The following is a 15,883-nucleotide window of genomic DNA, read 5'->3' on the forward strand; positions in this document are numbered from 1 at the left end:
GCGATACCCTGGAGGCATCGCCGTCGGCGGGCTCGTACGACGAAAGGGACGGCCATGGACCTCGACCTGCGCAAGGTCCGGTACTTCGTGACGGTCGCGGAGCTGCTGCACTTCGGACGCGCCGCTGAGCGGCTGCACATCTCCCAACCCGTGCTCAGCCGTCAGATCCGGGCGCTGGAGAAGGACTTGGACGCCGAACTGTTCGTCCGGGACAGCCACACAGTGAGGTTGACCCGGGCGGGTATCCAACTCCTTGACGACGCACGCCTGTTGCTCGCGTCCGCCGATGCCGCCCGGCAGCGCGCGCACCTGGCGTCCCGCGGCCCCAGCCGCCTGGTCGTCGGTTTCCGCGCCGGGATCGTCGTCACCCGGGCGCTGCGTGCCTTCGGTGCCCGGCACCCGGAGGTGGAGGTCAAGGCACGCCGTGTCGAATGGGACGACCAGGAGCAGCTGATCCTGGACGGATCGGTCGACCTCGCCTACGTCCGCCGGCCGATCCGGGACGAGGGACTGACGCTGCTGCCGCTGTACACCGAGCCCAGGGTGGCGATGCTGCCGGAGGGCCACCGGCTCGCCGGCAAGCAGGAACTCGCCCTCGCCGACCTCGACGACGAGACCTGGCTGCGCTACTCCGACCCGCGGCCCGGCGACGTACCGATCCGCACCATCGAGGAGAAGTTCGAGTCCGTCGCCGCCGGGAGCGGTATCACGCTGGTCCCGCACTCGGTCGCCGAGCAGTACTCACGGCCGGACATCACCTACGTACCCGTACCGGACGCCGAGCCCGATCAGGTGCTGCTGGCCTGGGAGTCCGGCCGTCGTTCACCCCTGATCGCGGCGTTCGCCGAGGTCGCGGCCGGCTCTCCACTCGGCGGCTGAGCGCTCTGCCGCCGGCGGCCCGAGGGGCACGACGAACTGCTCCACCGCAGGCATGCGGCGGCGGCGCGCTCCCGCGAGGACTCCTGTCACCAGGGCGGCCACGAACAGGGTGATCCCCAGGAAGATCACGGGATTCACCCAGCCCGGCACCAGCTCGGTCCCCACGCCGCCCGACGTCACGCACTGCGCACTGACCGGCAGCGACTCCCGCGTCACGATGTGATCGCCCGGTACGCCCTTCGCCGCGCACATCTGGTCCGGGTCCAGGATGTAGAAGCCCGACATCACGCCCCGCGCGTACGCGCCGCACGCCGCCGCGCCGGCCATGACCGCGGCCAGCGCGCACGTCGACGCGCTCGGCAGGTGCCACCCGCCGCCCGGTAGCCGCTGGTGGGCCCGTCGGGCGAGCGCCACGGCGGCGGCCAGGAACACGCAGGGCGCCAGCATCGGCGCCAAGGCCAGGAACAGGAACAGAAGGCTCGCCATGCCTGCCCAGACAGCGCGGGCGGGAGATCGGTTCCGCCGGGTGACGTACGGGGCCGGCCCCTCGCGCGGGCCGGCCCCGGTTCCCGTGCCCGTCCGGACTCAGGACACCTCGGTCGCCCTCGGCATCGAACCCTCGGTCGTCCTGACGTCGATCACGGAGAACGCCGCGCCCTGTGGGTCGCTCAGCGCGGCGAACCGGCCGAACGGGCTGCTCATCGGACCGAAGCGGAGGATGGCGCCGCGCCCGGTCGCCTTCGCGACCGCCGCGTCGCAGTCGTCGACGGTGAAGTAGACGTTCACGTACGACGGCACCTCGGGCGGGAAGTCGTCCGTCATCCTCATGCGGCCCAGGACCGGGTCCTGACCGAGGTCGTAGAGCCTGAAATCGATCGCGGAGTCGTCCAGTTGCTTCGCGTGGTAGCCGAAGACGGCCGGGAAGAAGGCGTCCGTCTTCTCCGGCTCGCGGGTGAAGATCTCGGCCCAGCAGTAGGCGCCGGGCACGGCGCGCGCCTCGAAGCCCTCGTGGCGGCCGCCCTGCCACACCCCGAAGACCGCGCCGGCCGGGTCACGGGCGATCAGCATCGAACCGAAGTCGCCGACCTTCATCGGGTCCATCAGGACCTCGCCCCCGTGCGAGCGGATCTTCGCGGCGGTGGCGTCCACGTCCGGCGACGCGAGGTAGAGGCACCAGGCGGACTGCCCCTCCTGGCCGGGCATCGGCGGGACGACGGCGGCCACCGCCTTGCCGTTCGCGTAGGCCTGCGTGTAGTTGCCGTACTCCGAGGACGACTCGCCGAACGTCCAGCCGAGCACGTCACCGTAGAAACTCTTCGCTCCCTCGACATCACTGAACATCGCGTCCGCCCAACAGGGCGTTCCCTCGGGCTCTACGGCCATGGCGATCCACTCTTCCTGGTGCGGCGGGTACCGGGGTCGCGTCTCGAACTCTCTGCAGCCCCCTGCCACGCTAAGGGCTGTCCGTAATCCCCGGTGGATCAGCGCGCGGCGTCGGATGCGGTGCATCGCAAGGCGGAGGGTCGTCCTCATACTGGACGTATTCGGGCGATCCGACAACGCGGCGAGGTGCCGTAGCTGTCGTCGTGCGCCCGCCGGGGATTACGGGACAGCCCTTGGCCAGGCTCCGGGGCCGCCGCGCGCCGGGCGACGCCGCGTGGACCACACTGGAGAGGGCACTCCGGTGGTCGTCGAGGGGACGGAACACGTGATGATGCACGCGTGGGAAGTGGCCCGCCCCGGGCCGATCGAGCGGGAACCGCTGCGCTTCGTGGAACGGCCGGTGCCGGTGCCCCGGTCCGACGAGCTCCTCGTGCACGTCCGGGCCTGTGGGGTGTGCCGCACCGACCTGCACGTCAGCGAGGGCGACCTGCCGGTGCGGCGACCGCGCGTGACACCCGGCCACGAGGTGGTCGGAGTGGTGGCGACGGCGGGCGAGGAGGTGCGCGGCTTCACGACCGGCGACCGGGTGGGCGTCGCCTGGCTGCGCCGCACGGACGGCACCTGCCCGTACTGCGCACGGGGAGCCGAGAATCTCTGCCCGGCCTCGGAGTACACCGGCTGGGACGCCGACGGCGGCTACGCGGAGTACACGACCGTACCGGCGGCGTACGCGTACCGCCTGCCCGACGGCATGGACGACGTGGCGTCGGCACCGCTGCTGTGCGCGGGCATCATCGGCCACCGCGCTCTGTTGCGGACCGCGCTGCCGCCGGGCGGCCGGCTCGGACTGTACGGCTTCGGCGGCAGCGCCCACCTGTGCGCCCAGGTGGCCCTCGCGCAGGGCGCCACCGTGCACGTCCTGACCCGTGACCCCGCCGCCCGACGGCTCGCGCTCGAACTCGGGGCCGCCTCCGCCCGCGGCGCGTACGACGAGCCGCCCGAGCCGCTGGACGGCGCGATCCTGTTCGCGCCGGTCGGCGACCTGGTCCCGGTCGCCCTGCGCGCGCTCGACCGGGGCGGGATCCTGGCGGTCGCCGGGATCCATCTGAGCGACACCCCGCCGCTGCGCTACGAGAGCGAGCTGTTCTACGAGAAGGAACTGCGCAGCGTCACCTCCAACACCCGCGAGGACGGGCGCGGCTTTCTGGAGCTCGCGGCCCGGCACGGGGTCCGCGCCACGACGCACACCTACCCGCTGTCCGAGGCGCAGCGGGCTCTGCAGGACCTCAAGGCGGGCCGGTTCGACGGGGCGGCCGTCCTGGTGAACGACCTGCCGGCGCGCCACTGACGATCCGGGCCGGCTCGCCGCGGAGCATCCGGGCCGGCCGCATTCCGGCGCCCTCCTCCGACCGGCCCACCGGCGTCAACCGGTGACGTCGACCCGTACCGTCATCAGTCCCGCGCCCATCGCGCGCACCGCCGCGCTGTTGAACCGGGGCAGACTCCTGAGGCGCGCACGGGTGTCGTCCTCGGGCATCAGGTGGGCGACGCCGTCGTGCCACCGGCCCCTGACCCGGATCCGCACCCGTGGATCCGCCTTGATGTTCCGCACGTACTGCGACCGCTCGCCGTACTCGCTGACGAACCAGAACTCCCGACCCGTCAGGCGCCCGCCGACCGGTGTCCGGCGCGGCAGCCCCGAGGTGCGCCCCGTGGTCTCCAGCAGGGTCTGGAACGGCAGCCGTCGCAGCAGCGGATTGCCGATCCACCGCTGGAACGTGGTGACCGTCCGGTACTTCAGCTCGGGATTGCGGGACATGTGTGGCCTCTCCTGTGCGGTGCCGGTCACGGTTCCGGGTGGTCCGGCAACCGTCTCACGACCGCCGTGCGCATTCCGTGCCGACCAGGCCGTTGAGGTGGCGGCGCCTCGAACTCGCCGTTCGTCAGGCCTCGTTCGGCACGTCCGCGGACCTGACGGTGCCCCCTCGTGTCGCCCCGGGCGAAGACCCGGACCGGGTGTACTCCGGTACGGGACGGGAAGAAAGCGCTCGCCCTGTATCCGGCCACTGGGGAGGACCACCGCCGATGGCGTCGTCCGAGAAGCCGCTCCACGATCCGGGGTGCCGACCGCATCGTGGTGATGGACGACGGTCTCGTCCGGGAGGTCGGCTCGCACGAGGAACTGCTGCGCCGGGAGGGCGCGTACACGGCCCTGCACAGCGGTCGGCCCGCCTGATCCCCGGGAGAGGAGCGGACCGCCCGCCGCACTCGTGGGCTACTCCCCCGCGTACGCCTTCTCCAGGGCGGCGATGTCCAGTTTGGACATCCGCAGCATCGCCTGGGTCGTGCGGGCGGCCTTCTCCTGGTCCGGGTCGCCCATCAGGTCGATGAGCCGGGAGGGGACGACCTGCCAGGACAGGCCGTACTTGTCCTTGACCCAGCCGCAGGGTCCGGCCTCGCCGCCGTCGTCGATGAACCTGTTCCAGTAGTGGTCCACCTCTTCCTGGTCGTCGCAGTGGATCTGGAACGAGATCGCCTCGTCGAACGTGAACTGCGGGCCCCCGTTCAGTGCGACGAACCGCTGGCCGTTGGCCACGAACTCGGCCACCAGCACGGAGCCGGCCGGCCCCGGGCCGGCCTCCGTGTAGCGGCCGATCCTGCCGAGCCGGGAGTTCTTGAAGATCGATACGTAGTAGTGGGCGGCCTCTTCGGCCTGGCCGTCGAACCACAGACACGTGGTGAAACCCTCGGCGGACATCCGTACCTCCTCGAACGGGGAACATCGGTCATCTGTCCAGACCGATCGTCGCCGCAAAACTCATCGGCGGCACGCACCGAACGGCCTCCGTACGGAGAACCCGTCGGGCACGCGCCGACGCGTCCCCCGTACGGCGGTGGCACGGCCGTCTGCGGCCCCGGGAGCTGCGGCGCGCCGGGCGAAATCCAACGGCGCGCGCGGGCGGCCCGGCGTTAGCATGCGCGGACATGACCTCTTCGGACGCCCCCCGCATCGAACCGTTCACCGTCGACTTCCCGCAGAGCGACCTCGACGACCTGCATCAGCGCCTCGACCGCATCCGCTGGCCCGACGAACTGCCCGGGGTCGGCTGGGCCTACGGCGTGCCCCGGGACTACCTGCGAGAGCTCGTACGGTACTGGCGGCACAGCTACGACTGGTGGGAGGCGCAGAACCGGCTGAACGCGTGGCCGCAGTTCACGACGGAGATCGACGGCGCGCGGGTCCACTTCGCGCACATCCGCTCGCCGGAACCGTCGGCGACCCCCCTGATCATGACGCACGGCTGGCCCGGCTCGATCGTCGAGTTCACCGACGTCGTCGGCCCGTTGACCGATCCGCGCGCGCACGGCGGCGATCCGGCCGACGCGTTCCATCTGGTCGTGCCGAGCATTCCCGGATTCGGACTCTCGGGGCCGACCCGGGAGACCGGCTGGGAGTTCCAGCGGGTGGCCGCCGCGTTCGCGGAGCTGATGACGCGGCTCGGCTACCCGCGGTTCGGCGCCCAGGGCGGCGACTGGGGCGGCGCCATCTCCCGTGAGCTGGGCCGGGCCTTCCCCGAGCGGCTCACCGGCGTCCACCTGAATCTGCTGCCCGGCTCGTCCGCGCACACCGAACCGACCGACGGGGAACTGGCAGCGCTGAGTCCCGAGGAGCGCGAGCGCACCCTGACCTCGTGGCGGCGGACCCAGGAATGGCGCCGGGACGAAGTCGGGTACGCCGAGATCCAGTCGACCCGCCCGCAGACGCTCGGCTACGCGCTCACCGACTCCCCGGTGGGCCAACTCGCCTGGATCGTCGAGAAGTTCAGGCAGTGGACGGATGCCGAGGACCGCCCGGAGGAAGCCGTGGACCGGGACCTGATGCTGACGAACGTGATGCTGTACTGGCTCACCGGCACGGCCGGATCCTCGGCCCGCATCTACTACGAGCGGGCGCACGCGGACTACCAGGGCACCCAGCCCGGCACCTCGACCGTGCCGACCGCGCTGGCGGTCTTCCCGCACGAGTCCTTCGTACCGCTGCGGCACATCGCGGACCGCACGAACAACATCGTGCGGTGGACGGAGTTCGACCGCGGCGGCCATTTCGCCGCGGCCGAGGAACCGGAGCTCCTGGTCGACGACGTCCGGGCCTTCTTCAGGTCGCTGCGCACCTCTGCCCACAGCGAATCTGCCGGGGGCCGAGAAAGCTGACCCGGGCGGGATCTCGGTCCGATGGTGGAGAGCGCGGCAGCACCCGCCGCACCACCACGAGGAGGACCGATGACCGCATTCGTCAACGGCTGGAACCCGTCGCGCGCGCCGCGCGCCGAGGAGGGCGACACCCCGCCGACACGCTTCGACGACCATCTGTCGGCGCAGCTGCTCGTGCAGCGGATCGTCCTCCTCGGCACCCAGGTCGACGAGGTCTCCGCGAACCGGGTCTGCGCCCAGCTGCTCATCCTGTCCGCCGAGGACCCGCGCACCGACATCAGCCTGTACATCAACAGCCCGGGCGGATCGGTGACCGCGGGCCTCGCGATCTACGACACCATGCGGCTGGTCCCGAACGACGTGTCGACGCTCGCCATGGGGTTCGCCGCGAGCATGGGGCAGTTCCTGCTCAGCGTGGGCACGCACGGCAAGCGCTACGCGCTCCCCAACGCGCGGATCATGATGCACCAGCCGTCGGCGGGCATCGGCGGCACCACCGCCGACATCGAGATCCAGGCACAGAACCTGGAGTTCACGAAGAGCGCGATCGAGCGGATCACCGCGGAGCACACCGGCCAGAGCGTGGAGACGATCTCCCGGGACGGCGACCGCGACCGCTGGTTCACGGCCGAACAGGCCAGGGAGTACGGCATGGTGGACCGGGTGGTGGAGTCGCTCGACGACGTCCGCCCGGCCGCGTCGCGACGGCGGATGGGGCTCTGACATGGGTACGTACACGATTCCGAACGTCGTCGAGCGCACCCCGCAGGGTGAGCGGTCCTACGACGTCTTCAGCCGGCTGCTCTCGGAGCGGATCATCTTCCTCGGCACCGAGATCGACGACGGGGTCGCCAATGTCGTCATCGCCCAACTCCTCCATCTGGAGTCGTCGAGCCCGGAGAGCGAGATCGCGCTCTACATCAACTCGCCCGGTGGTTCGTTCACCTCACTCATGGCGATCTACGACACGATGACGTTCGTCCAGGCGCCCATCTCGACCTTCTGCGTCGGGCAGGCGGCCTCCACGGCCGCGGTGCTGCTGGCCGCGGGCGATCCGGGGCGGCGGTTCGTGCTGGAGCACGCGCGGGTGCTGCTCGGCCAGCCCGCGAGCGGGGGCCGCCAGGGCACCGTCTCGGACCTCGCGCTCCAGGCCAGGGAGATGCTCCGGATCCGCTCCCAGGTCGAGGAGGTCCTGTCCCGGCACACGCACCACGACGTCGCGGCGCTGCGCGCGGACATGGACCGCGACAAGGTCTTCACGGCACGGGAGGCGGTGGCGTACGGAATGGCCGACGAGGTACTGAGCCGGCGGCTCGCGGCGGTCTGAGACGGCCCGCCGCGAGCGTCCGTTGCGCGTCAGGCGGCCAGGCACATGCCGTCGTGACGCGGGGACGACGGGGTGTGGCGGCGGGCCGGGCGCACCTGGGCCGGGCGGGTGAGCTCGTCCTGCGCCCGTGAGAGCAGGTCGGTGAGACCGAGGCCGAGGGCGCGGGCGGCGGCCGCGAGGACTTCGGACGAGGCCTCCTTGCGGCCCCGCTCCAGCTCGGAGAGGTACGGCATCGAGATCCGGGCCGCGTCGGCCACGTCCTTGAGCGTGCGCTCCTGCGCCAGCCGCTCCCGGCGCAGGACGTCACCCACGAGGTCGCGCCACAGCGGCTCCCTGCGTCCGGAGGAGGGCGGCGTGGGCCGGGGCGTCAGGGCCGGAAGGGGCCGCCGCGGCGTGCGGTCCGCGGGGACGCCGGCCCCTGGCGGCCGACGGGTGGCCTGATCCGGCGCGGTGGCCGGGCGCAGCGGGATGACACGGGCTTCGTTCGAGGCTTGGTTGCTCACCCTTTCAGCCTAGGAGTCCCAGACGGCACGGGAAGGGATCGGCATTCCGCTCTCGGGGGAATCGGACCCCGTGAGCCAATAGGGTGGCGGCGGACCGGTGGAGGTGTGGACGGTGCTGCGGGACACGTTCGACGAGGCGGCGGAGCTGTACGACCGGGCCCGCCCCCGCTATCCGGCTGCGCTGGTGGACGAGCTGGCCGGGCGGGTGGGCCTCGGGCCCGGTGTCCGCGTCCTGGAAATCGGGCCGGGCACGGGGCAGCTCACGGTTCCACTGGCGCGGCTGGGATGCGACGTGACGGCCGTGGAGCTGGGGCCCGCGCTCGCGGCGGTGGCCCGGCGCAACCTCCGCGACTTCCCCCGGGCGCGGGTGGAGGTGGCGGAGTTCGAGCGGTGGCCGCTGCCGCGTGATCCCTTCGACCTCGTGGTGTGCGCCACCGCGTTCCACTGGCTCGACCCCGCGGTACGGGTGGCCAGGGCTGGGGACGCGCTCGGCCCGGACGGGGTCCTCGCGCTGGTCACCACGCACCACGTCGCGGGCGGCAGCACCGACTTCTTCGCCCGGGTCCAGGCGTGCTACGAGCGCTGGGACCCGGCCACCCCGCCCGGACTGCGGGCATCGGACGAGGCGGACGTCGCCACGGACACGGGTGAGCTGGAGCGGTGGGGCCGGGTCACCTCGTACCGCTTCGCGCAGGAGATCACCTACTCGACGCGGGAGTACATCGACGTGCTGCTGACCTACTCGGGGCACCGCGCGCTGGACGCGCCCGCGCGCCGCGGTCTGCTGCGGTGTGTGGAGGACCTGATCGAGACACGCCACGCGGGGTCGATCACCAAGCGCTACCTGCACGAACTCCTGCTGACGCGGCGGAAGTCGGCCGGTGACGACTGACCGGGTCGCTCACTGGCCGACCTTGCCGTCGATCCGCTCGCGCAGGAAGTCCGCGTGGCCGTTGTGCCGGGCGTACTCCTCGATCGTGTGCACCAGGACCTCGCGGAGCGAGATCGGTTCGTCGCCGTTCGCCCCGGTGACGTCGAAGTCGCGGGCCTCCCCGACGAACCGTTCGGCGAAGGCCGCCTCGGAGCGCCAGGTGGCCCAGGCCTCGGCCACCACGTCGGCGTCCGGCACCGCGCCGTCGAAGTCGCCGTTCGGGTCGTCCTTCGACCGGTAGTGCCGGGGCACGTCCTGACCGGCCATCACCCGCCGGAACCAGGTCTGTTCGACCCCGGCCAGGTGGCGCACGAGGCCGAGAAGGGAGAGGTTCGAGGGCCCGACCGAACGCCGGGCCATCGCCGCGGCGTCCAGACCGGCGCACTTCATCTCCAACGTCAGCCGCTGGTCGCGGAGAAACCCGACGAGGGTGTCCCGCTCCCCGGCGAATCCCCCGTCGGTGCGTGGATCGTCGTCGGGGTGAACGGACATGTCCCACCAGCCGAAGTTCCGATCGGGTCGGGTGCTCCCGGACTGCGCAGAGGCGGTATCGGCCATGCGCAAGGGCATCGCCCCGCCGGCGGGGCATCCGCCACCGGATTTCCGGCCCTCGGACCCGGGTCGACTACGCCCGGAGGGAGGGGGTATCCGACGGCGGAAACTCACCGACATGTCGGCCCACCCGTCCGGAGGACACCGTGCTGATGGCCCACCCCGTGGTTCTGCGCAATCTCGTCGAGCAGTACGTCACCCTGCGCACGCTCCACGCCGAGAACGGCGGCGCGGAGGTCCGCCGGCGCATGGACGACCTGGCCTACACGCTCTGTGTCTCGACCGGTACGAAGGATGTCGACACCGCACTGGTCGCGGCCCGCCACCGGCTGCCGGGAGCCCGGACCGCCGACGACTCCGTACTCACCGGCTGAGCACGCCTCACCCGTCAACGCGATTGCGACAGGAAGGAGTTGACGCCCTCCGTCCCGAGGGCGTCAACTCCTCCTCGTCCCGGCCGCTCACGCGAGGAGACGCGTACCCTGAGCACGCCTCAGCGCAGCCACTGGTCCTTCTCCGCGGGCCGGTACAGCGTCACGGCCCGGGTCAGCTTGTCCAGCACCAGCCGGCCGGCCGGAACCCGGGTGACCTCGCCGTCGTACGAGAACTGCGGGTCGCCGTGCAGTGCTTCGAGGCGCAGGCTGCGTACCTGTGCGGTGGTGAGGACCCGGCTGTTGTGCAGGGTGCCGGTCAGCACCGCCAGCAGCAGACGTGTCCTGGCCAGCGGGGTGCCGGCGTCGACGGCGCGGACGTCCAGCAGGCCGTCGTCGAGCTGGGTCCGGTAGGTGGGCGCGAACCCGGCCGGGTGGTAGATGCCGTTGCCCGCGAAGAGCAGCCACAGGCGCTTGGGACGGCCGTTCACGGAGACGTTCACGGGGCTGCCCTTGGCGAGGACACCGGCGAGGCCGACCACGAGCGCCGGCCACTTCCCGATCCGTTCCTCGAGCTTCGCGCGGGCGCCGACCAGCTCGGAGTAGACACCGAGGCTGAAGGTGTTGAGGAACACGTGCTCCGCTCCGCCCGGCGCGCGGGCACGCCCGAGGTCCGCGACCACCGCCTCGCCGGCCTGCACGGCACCCACCACGTCCTCCAGGGACTGGTTGCCCAGGTCCACGGCGAAGTGGTTGAACGTGCCGCCGGGGAACACCGCGAGGGGCACGCCGAGCCGGGCGGCGACCTCCGTCGCGGCGTTGATCGTCCCGTCACCGCCGCAGGCGCCGAGCGCGCCGCCCCGCTCCTTCGCGCGGCGGCCGGCCTCCTCCAGTAGTTCCACGAGGTCCTGTCCCTGGAGGGCCACCGTGATGTCGGCCTTGGGCAGCGCCGCGCGCAGATACTCGCTCGCGTCGGGGCTGTCGGCGCTCCACGACAGGCCCGAGGCCGAGTTGACCACGATGTGCAGCCCGGCGCCGCCGGGCAGTGCGGGCGCGGGGCGGCGCGGCGGTGCCGCGGCGGCGGCGGCCTCCGGTTTGACCGGCCACCAGCGGGCGGTCAGCGCGGCGGCACCGGCGCCTATCGCGACCCCCACGGCCACGTCGCCCGGGTGACGGACCTCGGCACGCATCCGTGCCGCGGTCAGCGCGGCGGCGCCGGGCACCACGAGGAGGCCGTACCGGGGTGCTTCGAGGAGCACTCCCGCCGCGAAGGCGGCCGCGGAGGCGATCCGGCCGGCCGCGTCCAGTGGCTGCGTCCTGCGCACCGCGGGGCGGGCGACGGCGCGGGTCACGGCCGAGGCGATCGCGACGGTGCCGATGCCCCGGAGGGCCGCCCGGCGCGCGGTCCGGTCCCCGGACGCGCCGAGGGCCGCGGCCGCGCCGCCCCACAGGAGACCGCCCGCCAGGGTCCGCCGCCACCCGGAGGGGCCGGCCCGCAGCAGGGTCTCCACGTTCGGCAGACGGGCCGTCCCGGCGCCTGTTCGTCGCCCTGTCCTGCGCCTTCTCATGGAAGCCCACCCTCGCGTCTCGGCAACTGATCTGCTGGTCGGCAAGGTTGGTGCCGCCCCTGTCCCTGTTCCCCGACTTCGCCCGTTCATGGACGCGCGGGGCCGGCGGTGGTCAGGAGCTCTTCGGCAGCTTCACCACGGACACGAAGAAGTCGTCGATCTGCCGGACGGCGGCGATGAACTGGTCGAGGTCGACCGGCTTGGTGACATAGGCGTTGGCGTGCAACTTGTAGCTGCGCAGGATGTCCTCCTCGGCGGAGGAGGTGGTGAGGACGACGACGGGGATGTGCGCCAGATCACTGTCCGACTTGATGCGCTCCAGCACCTGACGCCCGTCGTACTTGGGCAGGTTGAGGTCGAGCAGGATCAGGTCGGGCCGCGGCGCGTCCACGTACTGGTTGACGCGGTACAGGAAGTCGAGGGCCTCCTCGCCGTCCCGTACGACGTGCAGGGCGTTGCGGATCTTGTTGTCCTCGAACGCCTCACGGGTCATGAGCTCGTCGCCGGGATCGTCCTCGACGAGCAGGACCTGGATGGGTTCGACGCGGGTGGTCACGTGCGTACTCCTTCGGGTGGGCGCGCTGGTTCGTCGACCCGAGGATCGGGTTCGGGCCGCGCCATGGGCAGGGTGAAGGACACGTCCGTACCCTCGCCCGCGACGCCGTCCAGGGTGATGGTGCCCCCGTGATGCTCGACGATCTTCCGGCAGACGGCAAGCCCGATCCCCGTGCCGTCGTACTCGTCACGGCCGTGCAGCCGCTGGAAGATGACGAAGACCTTCTCCTTGAACTGGGAGTCGATGCCTATCCCGTTGTCGCGCACCCCCAGCCGCCACTCCCCGTCCGCCGCGTCGCAGTGGACGACGATCTCGGGTACCCGCCCGGGTTCGCGGAACTTCACGGCGTTGCCGATCAGGTTCTGCCAGAGCATCGTCAGGGTGGTCGCGTCGCCCGTCACGGTGGGCAGCGGTCCCTCGCGCACGACACGGGCGTCGGTCTCGTCCAGGGCCACGCTGAGGTTTCCCAGTGCCCGGTCCAGTACGTCGTCGAGCGCGACCGGCACCAGCTTCTCGCCCACGCGGCCGACCCGGGAGAAGGTCAGCAGGTCGTTGATGAGGGTCTGCATGCGCTTGGCCCCGTCGACGGCGAAGTCGATGTACTGCTTGGCGCGGTCGTCCAGTTGGCCGCCGTAGCGCTTCTCCAGGAGCTGACAGAAGGACGCGACCTTGCGCAGGGGTTCCTGCAGGTCGTGGGAGGCGACGTAGGCGAACTGCTCCAGTTCCGCGTTGGAGCGCTTCAGCTCCAGCGTCTGGGCGTCGAGTTCCGCGGTCCGCTGTTCCAGGAGCGTCTCGCGGGCCATGGAGGCGGAGAGCTCCTCGACGATGCGGCGGCGCATCTCCTCGACGGCCCGTGCCACCGCCTCCAGGTCCCGTGGCCCGTCGAGCCGGATCCTGCGCTCGAACGCTCCGCCGCTGACGTCGACCGAGGCCGCTTCCAGGGTCCTCAGCGGCCGTCCGACGATGCGGTGCAGCAGCAGGGTCAGTGCCAGTCCGCTCGCCAGGAAGGCGGCGAGCGTGCAGCCGAAGAAGAGGTTTCGGGACTGCCGGCTTTCCTCCGCCGACGCGCGGGTCCGGTCGCGCAACTGCCCGAGGTCCGTCTCCATGGTGGAGAGCAGCTTCCGGGTCACGTCGAACTGGGCCTTGCTGGCCTCCAGTCCGGGCGCGCCGCGACCGCCCGTACGGACCGACTCGATCAGGGGCTTGGCGTAGTCGCGGCGCCAGGCGTCGCCGGCCCGCTGCACCGCGTGCAGGTCGGCCGCGATCCGGGGCTGGCCGGTGAGCAGCGTGCCCAGACGGGTGCGCAGTGTCGCCTCGTCGCGCACCCCGGACTCGTACGGCTCCAGGAAGCTGGTGTCCTTGCTCAGCACGTAGCCCCGTACGCCCGTCTCCTGGTCCACCAGCGAGGTCTCCAGCTGGAAAGCGGTGGAACGGGCGGGCTGGATGAGGTCGGTGAGCAGGTCGGTGCGGTCGTCGGCACGGGCCTGGAGAACTCCGCCGGACACCGCGAAGACGATCACCAGCAGTACGTTGACGGCCAGTACGACGTGGATCCAGCCCTGCACGGTCAGCCGGGCGACTCTGCTGGACCTGCCCGCCGGGGCGTCGACGGTGGGCCCGGGGGTCACTGTGGTACGGGTCACGAGCCGCCGTCCGTCGCCAGGTGCAGGACCGCCACGTCGTCGGCGAGTCCTCCGTGGAACGTGCTCTGCGCCGCGACGTCCTCGACCACCGCGTCGACGAACGGACGACCGTGCAGGTCCATGTGTTTCCTCGCCACCTCGAGCAGTCCTTCCTCACCCAGCCGCCGGTCCGGTCCCACGACGCCCTCGAAGAGTCCGTCGGTGAACAGCGTCACCGCGCTGATGTCGTGCGCGGGCAGCTCGGTCTCCGGCCAGTGCGCCCCGCCCGGGACCAGCCCCAGCGCGGGTCCCACCGGCGGTTCGAACAGTTCGATGCCCTGCGAGGTGCGGACGAGCAGCCCCGGGTGTCCGGCACGGATCACGGTCAGCCGGCTGTGGTCCCTGGACAGTCGCAGGATGGTGAGGGTGGCGAAGATGTAGTCCTCGGCGCGCTCGGCCTCGAGGATCTCCTCCAGGAGACGGACCTGGGGCGGCCCGACGCATCCGGAGAGCACGGCGGCCCGCCAGGCCACCCGCAGACAGACACCGAGGGCCGCTTCGGCGGCGCCGTGGCCGGAGACGTCCCCGATCACCGCGTGCACCGTGCCGTCCTCGCTCTCGACGACGTCGAAGAAGTCGCCGCCGAGCAGCGCGTGGTCGCGTCCCGGGCTGTAGCGGGAGGCGACCTGGCACCGATCACCGCGCAGCAGGGGCGTGGGCAGCAGCCCGCGCTCCAGCCGGGCGTTCTCCTGTGCCAGCAGCCTGCTCGCCTGGAGTTCGGCGCTCGACCGCTCCACCTGCTTGCGCTGGAGGGCGTACCGGACCGCCCGGCTCAGCTCCTCCGGGTTCAGACCGTCCTTGGAGAGGAAGTCCTGGGCCCCTTCGGCCACCGCGGCGAGACCCGCCTCGTTCTCGGCGAGTCCGGTCAGTACCACCACGGCCGCGTCCGGTGAGGCGTCGCGCACCAGCCGCACCGCGCTCAGTCCGTGGGTGTCGGGCAGGTGCAGGTCCAGCAGCACGCACACCGCGTGCTTCGAGGCCTGCAGAAACGCCCGCGCCTCGGCCAGGGACTTGCACCAGGTGACGTCCATCGGCAGACCGCTGTCGGCCAGCACCTCCCGCACCAGGAGGGCGTCACCGGCATCGTCCTCGACGAGGAGCAGCGCCGCGGTGGCATCCAGGCCCCAGCGGGGGTCGGAACTCACCTGGCGCGGTACCGCGGTACGTTCACCGATCCGCGGCGTGCGCTCCGCCACGTTCGTCCCCCTTGAGTGACCGACGCCGACCATCGACTGTGGCGAGCCTACTGGTATTCCGCCTCGGTCCATGCCCGGGGCGGCCGACTCGACGGCCCTGCCGCCCCCTGCCGTGCCGTCGCCACCGGTCCGTCCCCGCTGCGCGGGCGGCCGGGTCAACGGCGCAGGTCGAGCTGTGCCTTGACGCACTTGCCGACCGGAACGCGCCCGACGGTCACCTCCGTCGCCAGCGCGTGAACGATCTCCAGTCCGTGCCGCCCGATGCGTTGCGGATCACGCGGATAGCGCCGGGGCAGGGTGGCGCTGCTGTCGTAGACCGTGACCGTCACGGAGACGTCGGTCCCCTCCAGCTCCAGGATGTAGGGCCCGTGGCTGTGCCGGTCCGCGTTGGTGACCAGCTCGCTCACGACCAGCAGGAGGTCGCCGTCGGCCCGCGCGTCGATCTCGGCACACCACTCCGACCGGAGCTGTTCGAGGAACAGTTCCGCGAAGGCGCGTGCGTCCGCGATGCACCCCGGCTCGCCGGTGTAGTGCGCCGCTCGCCGAAGCGGGTCCACGGGCACGTCGAAGCCAGGCGGTATCACTGCTCCGTCCAAGGGCTCGATCATGTGGTTCTCTCTCGGATGCCGATACGTCCGCGGACTGCGTGTCCGGACGCCGCTGCACAAGAGCGCATACCCAGTGGCGCCCTCCACATTCACCCCGATGTCCACTCGGGTCGCA

18 protein-coding genes and 1 pseudogene are annotated in these 15,883 nt (G+C 71.7%); 8 read left to right on the plus strand and 11 right to left on the minus strand.

The window, feature by feature from the left end; genetic code table 11:
* Window positions 1-54: 54 nt before the first annotated feature.
* Window positions 55-879, plus strand: a complete 825-nt coding sequence (locus OHB41_RS03930) for a LysR family transcriptional regulator (protein WP_266696545.1) — start codon at window positions 55-57, stop codon at window positions 877-879.
* Here OHB41_RS03930 and OHB41_RS03935 read toward each other — a convergent pair.
* Both OHB41_RS03935 and OHB41_RS03940 read right to left on the minus strand, forming a co-directional pair.
* Window positions 823-1,365, minus strand: a complete 543-nt coding sequence (locus OHB41_RS03935; protein WP_266696546.1) for a hypothetical protein — start codon at window positions 1,363-1,365, stop codon at window positions 823-825. The genes OHB41_RS03930 and OHB41_RS03935 overlap by 57 nt on opposite strands.
* 99 nt (window positions 1,366-1,464) lie before the next feature.
* Window positions 1,465-2,262 (minus strand): VOC family protein, encoded by a 798-nt coding sequence (locus OHB41_RS03940; protein WP_266696547.1) that lies wholly within the window; start codon window positions 2,260-2,262, stop codon window positions 1,465-1,467.
* A 331-nt stretch (window positions 2,263-2,593) separates the two neighbouring features.
* Here OHB41_RS03940 and OHB41_RS03945 point away from each other — a divergent pair, with 331 nt between their 5' ends.
* Complete coding sequence (locus OHB41_RS03945; protein ID WP_266705634.1) at window positions 2,594-3,610, plus strand: zinc-binding alcohol dehydrogenase family protein; 1,017 nt, start codon at window positions 2,594-2,596, stop codon at window positions 3,608-3,610.
* Window positions 3,611-3,685: 75 nt separating this feature from the next.
* On the opposite strand, the gene OHB41_RS03950 is transcribed toward OHB41_RS03945, so the two are convergent.
* Entirely contained in the window at window positions 3,686-4,081 is a 396-nt protein-coding gene (locus tag OHB41_RS03950; RefSeq protein ID WP_266696548.1) for a nitroreductase/quinone reductase family protein, read from the minus strand.
* 288 nt (window positions 4,082-4,369) lie between these two features.
* On the opposite strand from OHB41_RS03950, the pseudogene OHB41_RS03955 reads away from it, so the two are divergent.
* A pseudogene (locus OHB41_RS03955) lies at window positions 4,370-4,498 on the plus strand (ABC transporter ATP-binding protein); the annotation flags it as partial.
* A gap of 39 nt (window positions 4,499-4,537) precedes the next feature.
* On the opposite strand, the gene OHB41_RS03960 reads toward OHB41_RS03955, so the two are convergent.
* Complete coding sequence (locus OHB41_RS03960) at window positions 4,538-5,020, minus strand: VOC family protein (protein ID WP_266696549.1); 483 nt, start codon at window positions 5,018-5,020, stop codon at window positions 4,538-4,540.
* A 227-nt stretch (window positions 5,021-5,247) separates the two neighbouring features.
* On the opposite strand from OHB41_RS03960, the gene OHB41_RS03965 reads away from it, so the two are divergent.
* From OHB41_RS03965 to OHB41_RS03975, 3 genes are all read left to right on the plus strand, one after another.
* A complete protein-coding gene (locus tag OHB41_RS03965; protein ID WP_266696550.1) occupies window positions 5,248-6,474 on the plus strand; it encodes an epoxide hydrolase family protein in 1,227 nt (408 codons plus the stop codon).
* Window positions 6,475-6,543: 69 nt separating this feature from the next.
* Complete coding sequence (locus tag OHB41_RS03970; RefSeq protein ID WP_266696551.1) at window positions 6,544-7,197, plus strand: ATP-dependent Clp protease proteolytic subunit; 654 nt, start codon at window positions 6,544-6,546, stop codon at window positions 7,195-7,197.
* Window position 7,198: 1 nt separating this feature from the next.
* A complete protein-coding gene (locus OHB41_RS03975; protein WP_266696552.1) occupies window positions 7,199-7,801 on the plus strand; it encodes a ClpP family protease in 603 nt (200 codons plus the stop codon).
* Between the two features lie 29 nt (window positions 7,802-7,830).
* Here the strand turns inward: OHB41_RS03975 and OHB41_RS51980 are convergent, their stop codons facing one another.
* Window positions 7,831-8,304: a helix-turn-helix domain-containing protein gene (locus tag OHB41_RS51980; RefSeq protein ID WP_323138350.1), complete on the minus strand. Its 474-nt coding sequence runs from the start codon at window positions 8,302-8,304 to the stop codon at window positions 7,831-7,833.
* A gap of 112 nt (window positions 8,305-8,416) precedes the next feature.
* On the opposite strand from OHB41_RS51980, the gene OHB41_RS03985 reads away from it, so the two are divergent.
* A complete protein-coding gene (locus OHB41_RS03985; protein ID WP_266696553.1) occupies window positions 8,417-9,196 on the plus strand; it encodes a class I SAM-dependent methyltransferase in 780 nt (259 codons plus the stop codon).
* A gap of 9 nt (window positions 9,197-9,205) precedes the next feature.
* On the opposite strand, the gene OHB41_RS03990 is transcribed toward OHB41_RS03985, so the two are convergent.
* Window positions 9,206-9,727 (minus strand): DinB family protein, encoded by a 522-nt coding sequence (locus tag OHB41_RS03990; protein WP_266696554.1) that lies wholly within the window; start codon window positions 9,725-9,727, stop codon window positions 9,206-9,208.
* A 206-nt stretch (window positions 9,728-9,933) separates the two neighbouring features.
* Here OHB41_RS03990 and OHB41_RS03995 point away from each other — a divergent pair, with 206 nt between their 5' ends.
* Window positions 9,934-10,161: a DUF5133 domain-containing protein gene (locus tag OHB41_RS03995; protein WP_266696555.1), complete on the plus strand. Its 228-nt coding sequence runs from the start codon at window positions 9,934-9,936 to the stop codon at window positions 10,159-10,161.
* A gap of 119 nt (window positions 10,162-10,280) precedes the next feature.
* On the opposite strand, the gene OHB41_RS04000 is transcribed toward OHB41_RS03995, so the two are convergent.
* The 5 genes from OHB41_RS04000 to OHB41_RS04020 all read right to left on the minus strand — a co-directional run bounded on the left by OHB41_RS04000 (window position 10,281) and on the right by OHB41_RS04020 (window position 15,768).
* The gene (locus OHB41_RS04000; RefSeq protein ID WP_266696556.1) at window positions 10,281-11,726 is read right to left on the minus strand and encodes a diacylglycerol/lipid kinase family protein; all 1,446 of its coding nucleotides are present in this window, start codon (window positions 11,724-11,726) and stop codon (window positions 10,281-10,283) included.
* A gap of 112 nt (window positions 11,727-11,838) precedes the next feature.
* Complete coding sequence (locus OHB41_RS04005; RefSeq protein ID WP_266696557.1) at window positions 11,839-12,282, minus strand: response regulator; 444 nt, start codon at window positions 12,280-12,282, stop codon at window positions 11,839-11,841.
* On the minus strand, window positions 12,279-13,925 hold the full coding sequence (locus OHB41_RS04010; protein ID WP_266696558.1) for a sensor histidine kinase: 1,647 nt from the start codon (window positions 13,923-13,925) through the stop codon (window positions 12,279-12,281). The genes OHB41_RS04005 and OHB41_RS04010 overlap by 4 nt, the downstream gene beginning before the upstream one ends.
* Window positions 13,922-15,193, minus strand: coding sequence for a PP2C family protein-serine/threonine phosphatase (locus tag OHB41_RS04015; RefSeq protein ID WP_451289319.1), 1,272 nt, complete (start codon window positions 15,191-15,193; stop codon window positions 13,922-13,924). Before OHB41_RS04015 ends, OHB41_RS04010 begins: the two co-directional genes overlap by 4 nt.
* 122 nt (window positions 15,194-15,315) lie before the next feature.
* On the minus strand, window positions 15,316-15,768 hold the full coding sequence (locus OHB41_RS04020; protein ID WP_266696559.1) for an ATP-binding protein: 453 nt from the start codon (window positions 15,766-15,768) through the stop codon (window positions 15,316-15,318).
* Window positions 15,769-15,883: the final 115 nt, after the last annotated feature.

This window comes from Streptomyces sp. NBC_01571 (assembly GCF_026339875.1).
GTDB lineage: Bacteria > Actinomycetota > Actinomycetes > Streptomycetales > Streptomycetaceae > Streptomyces.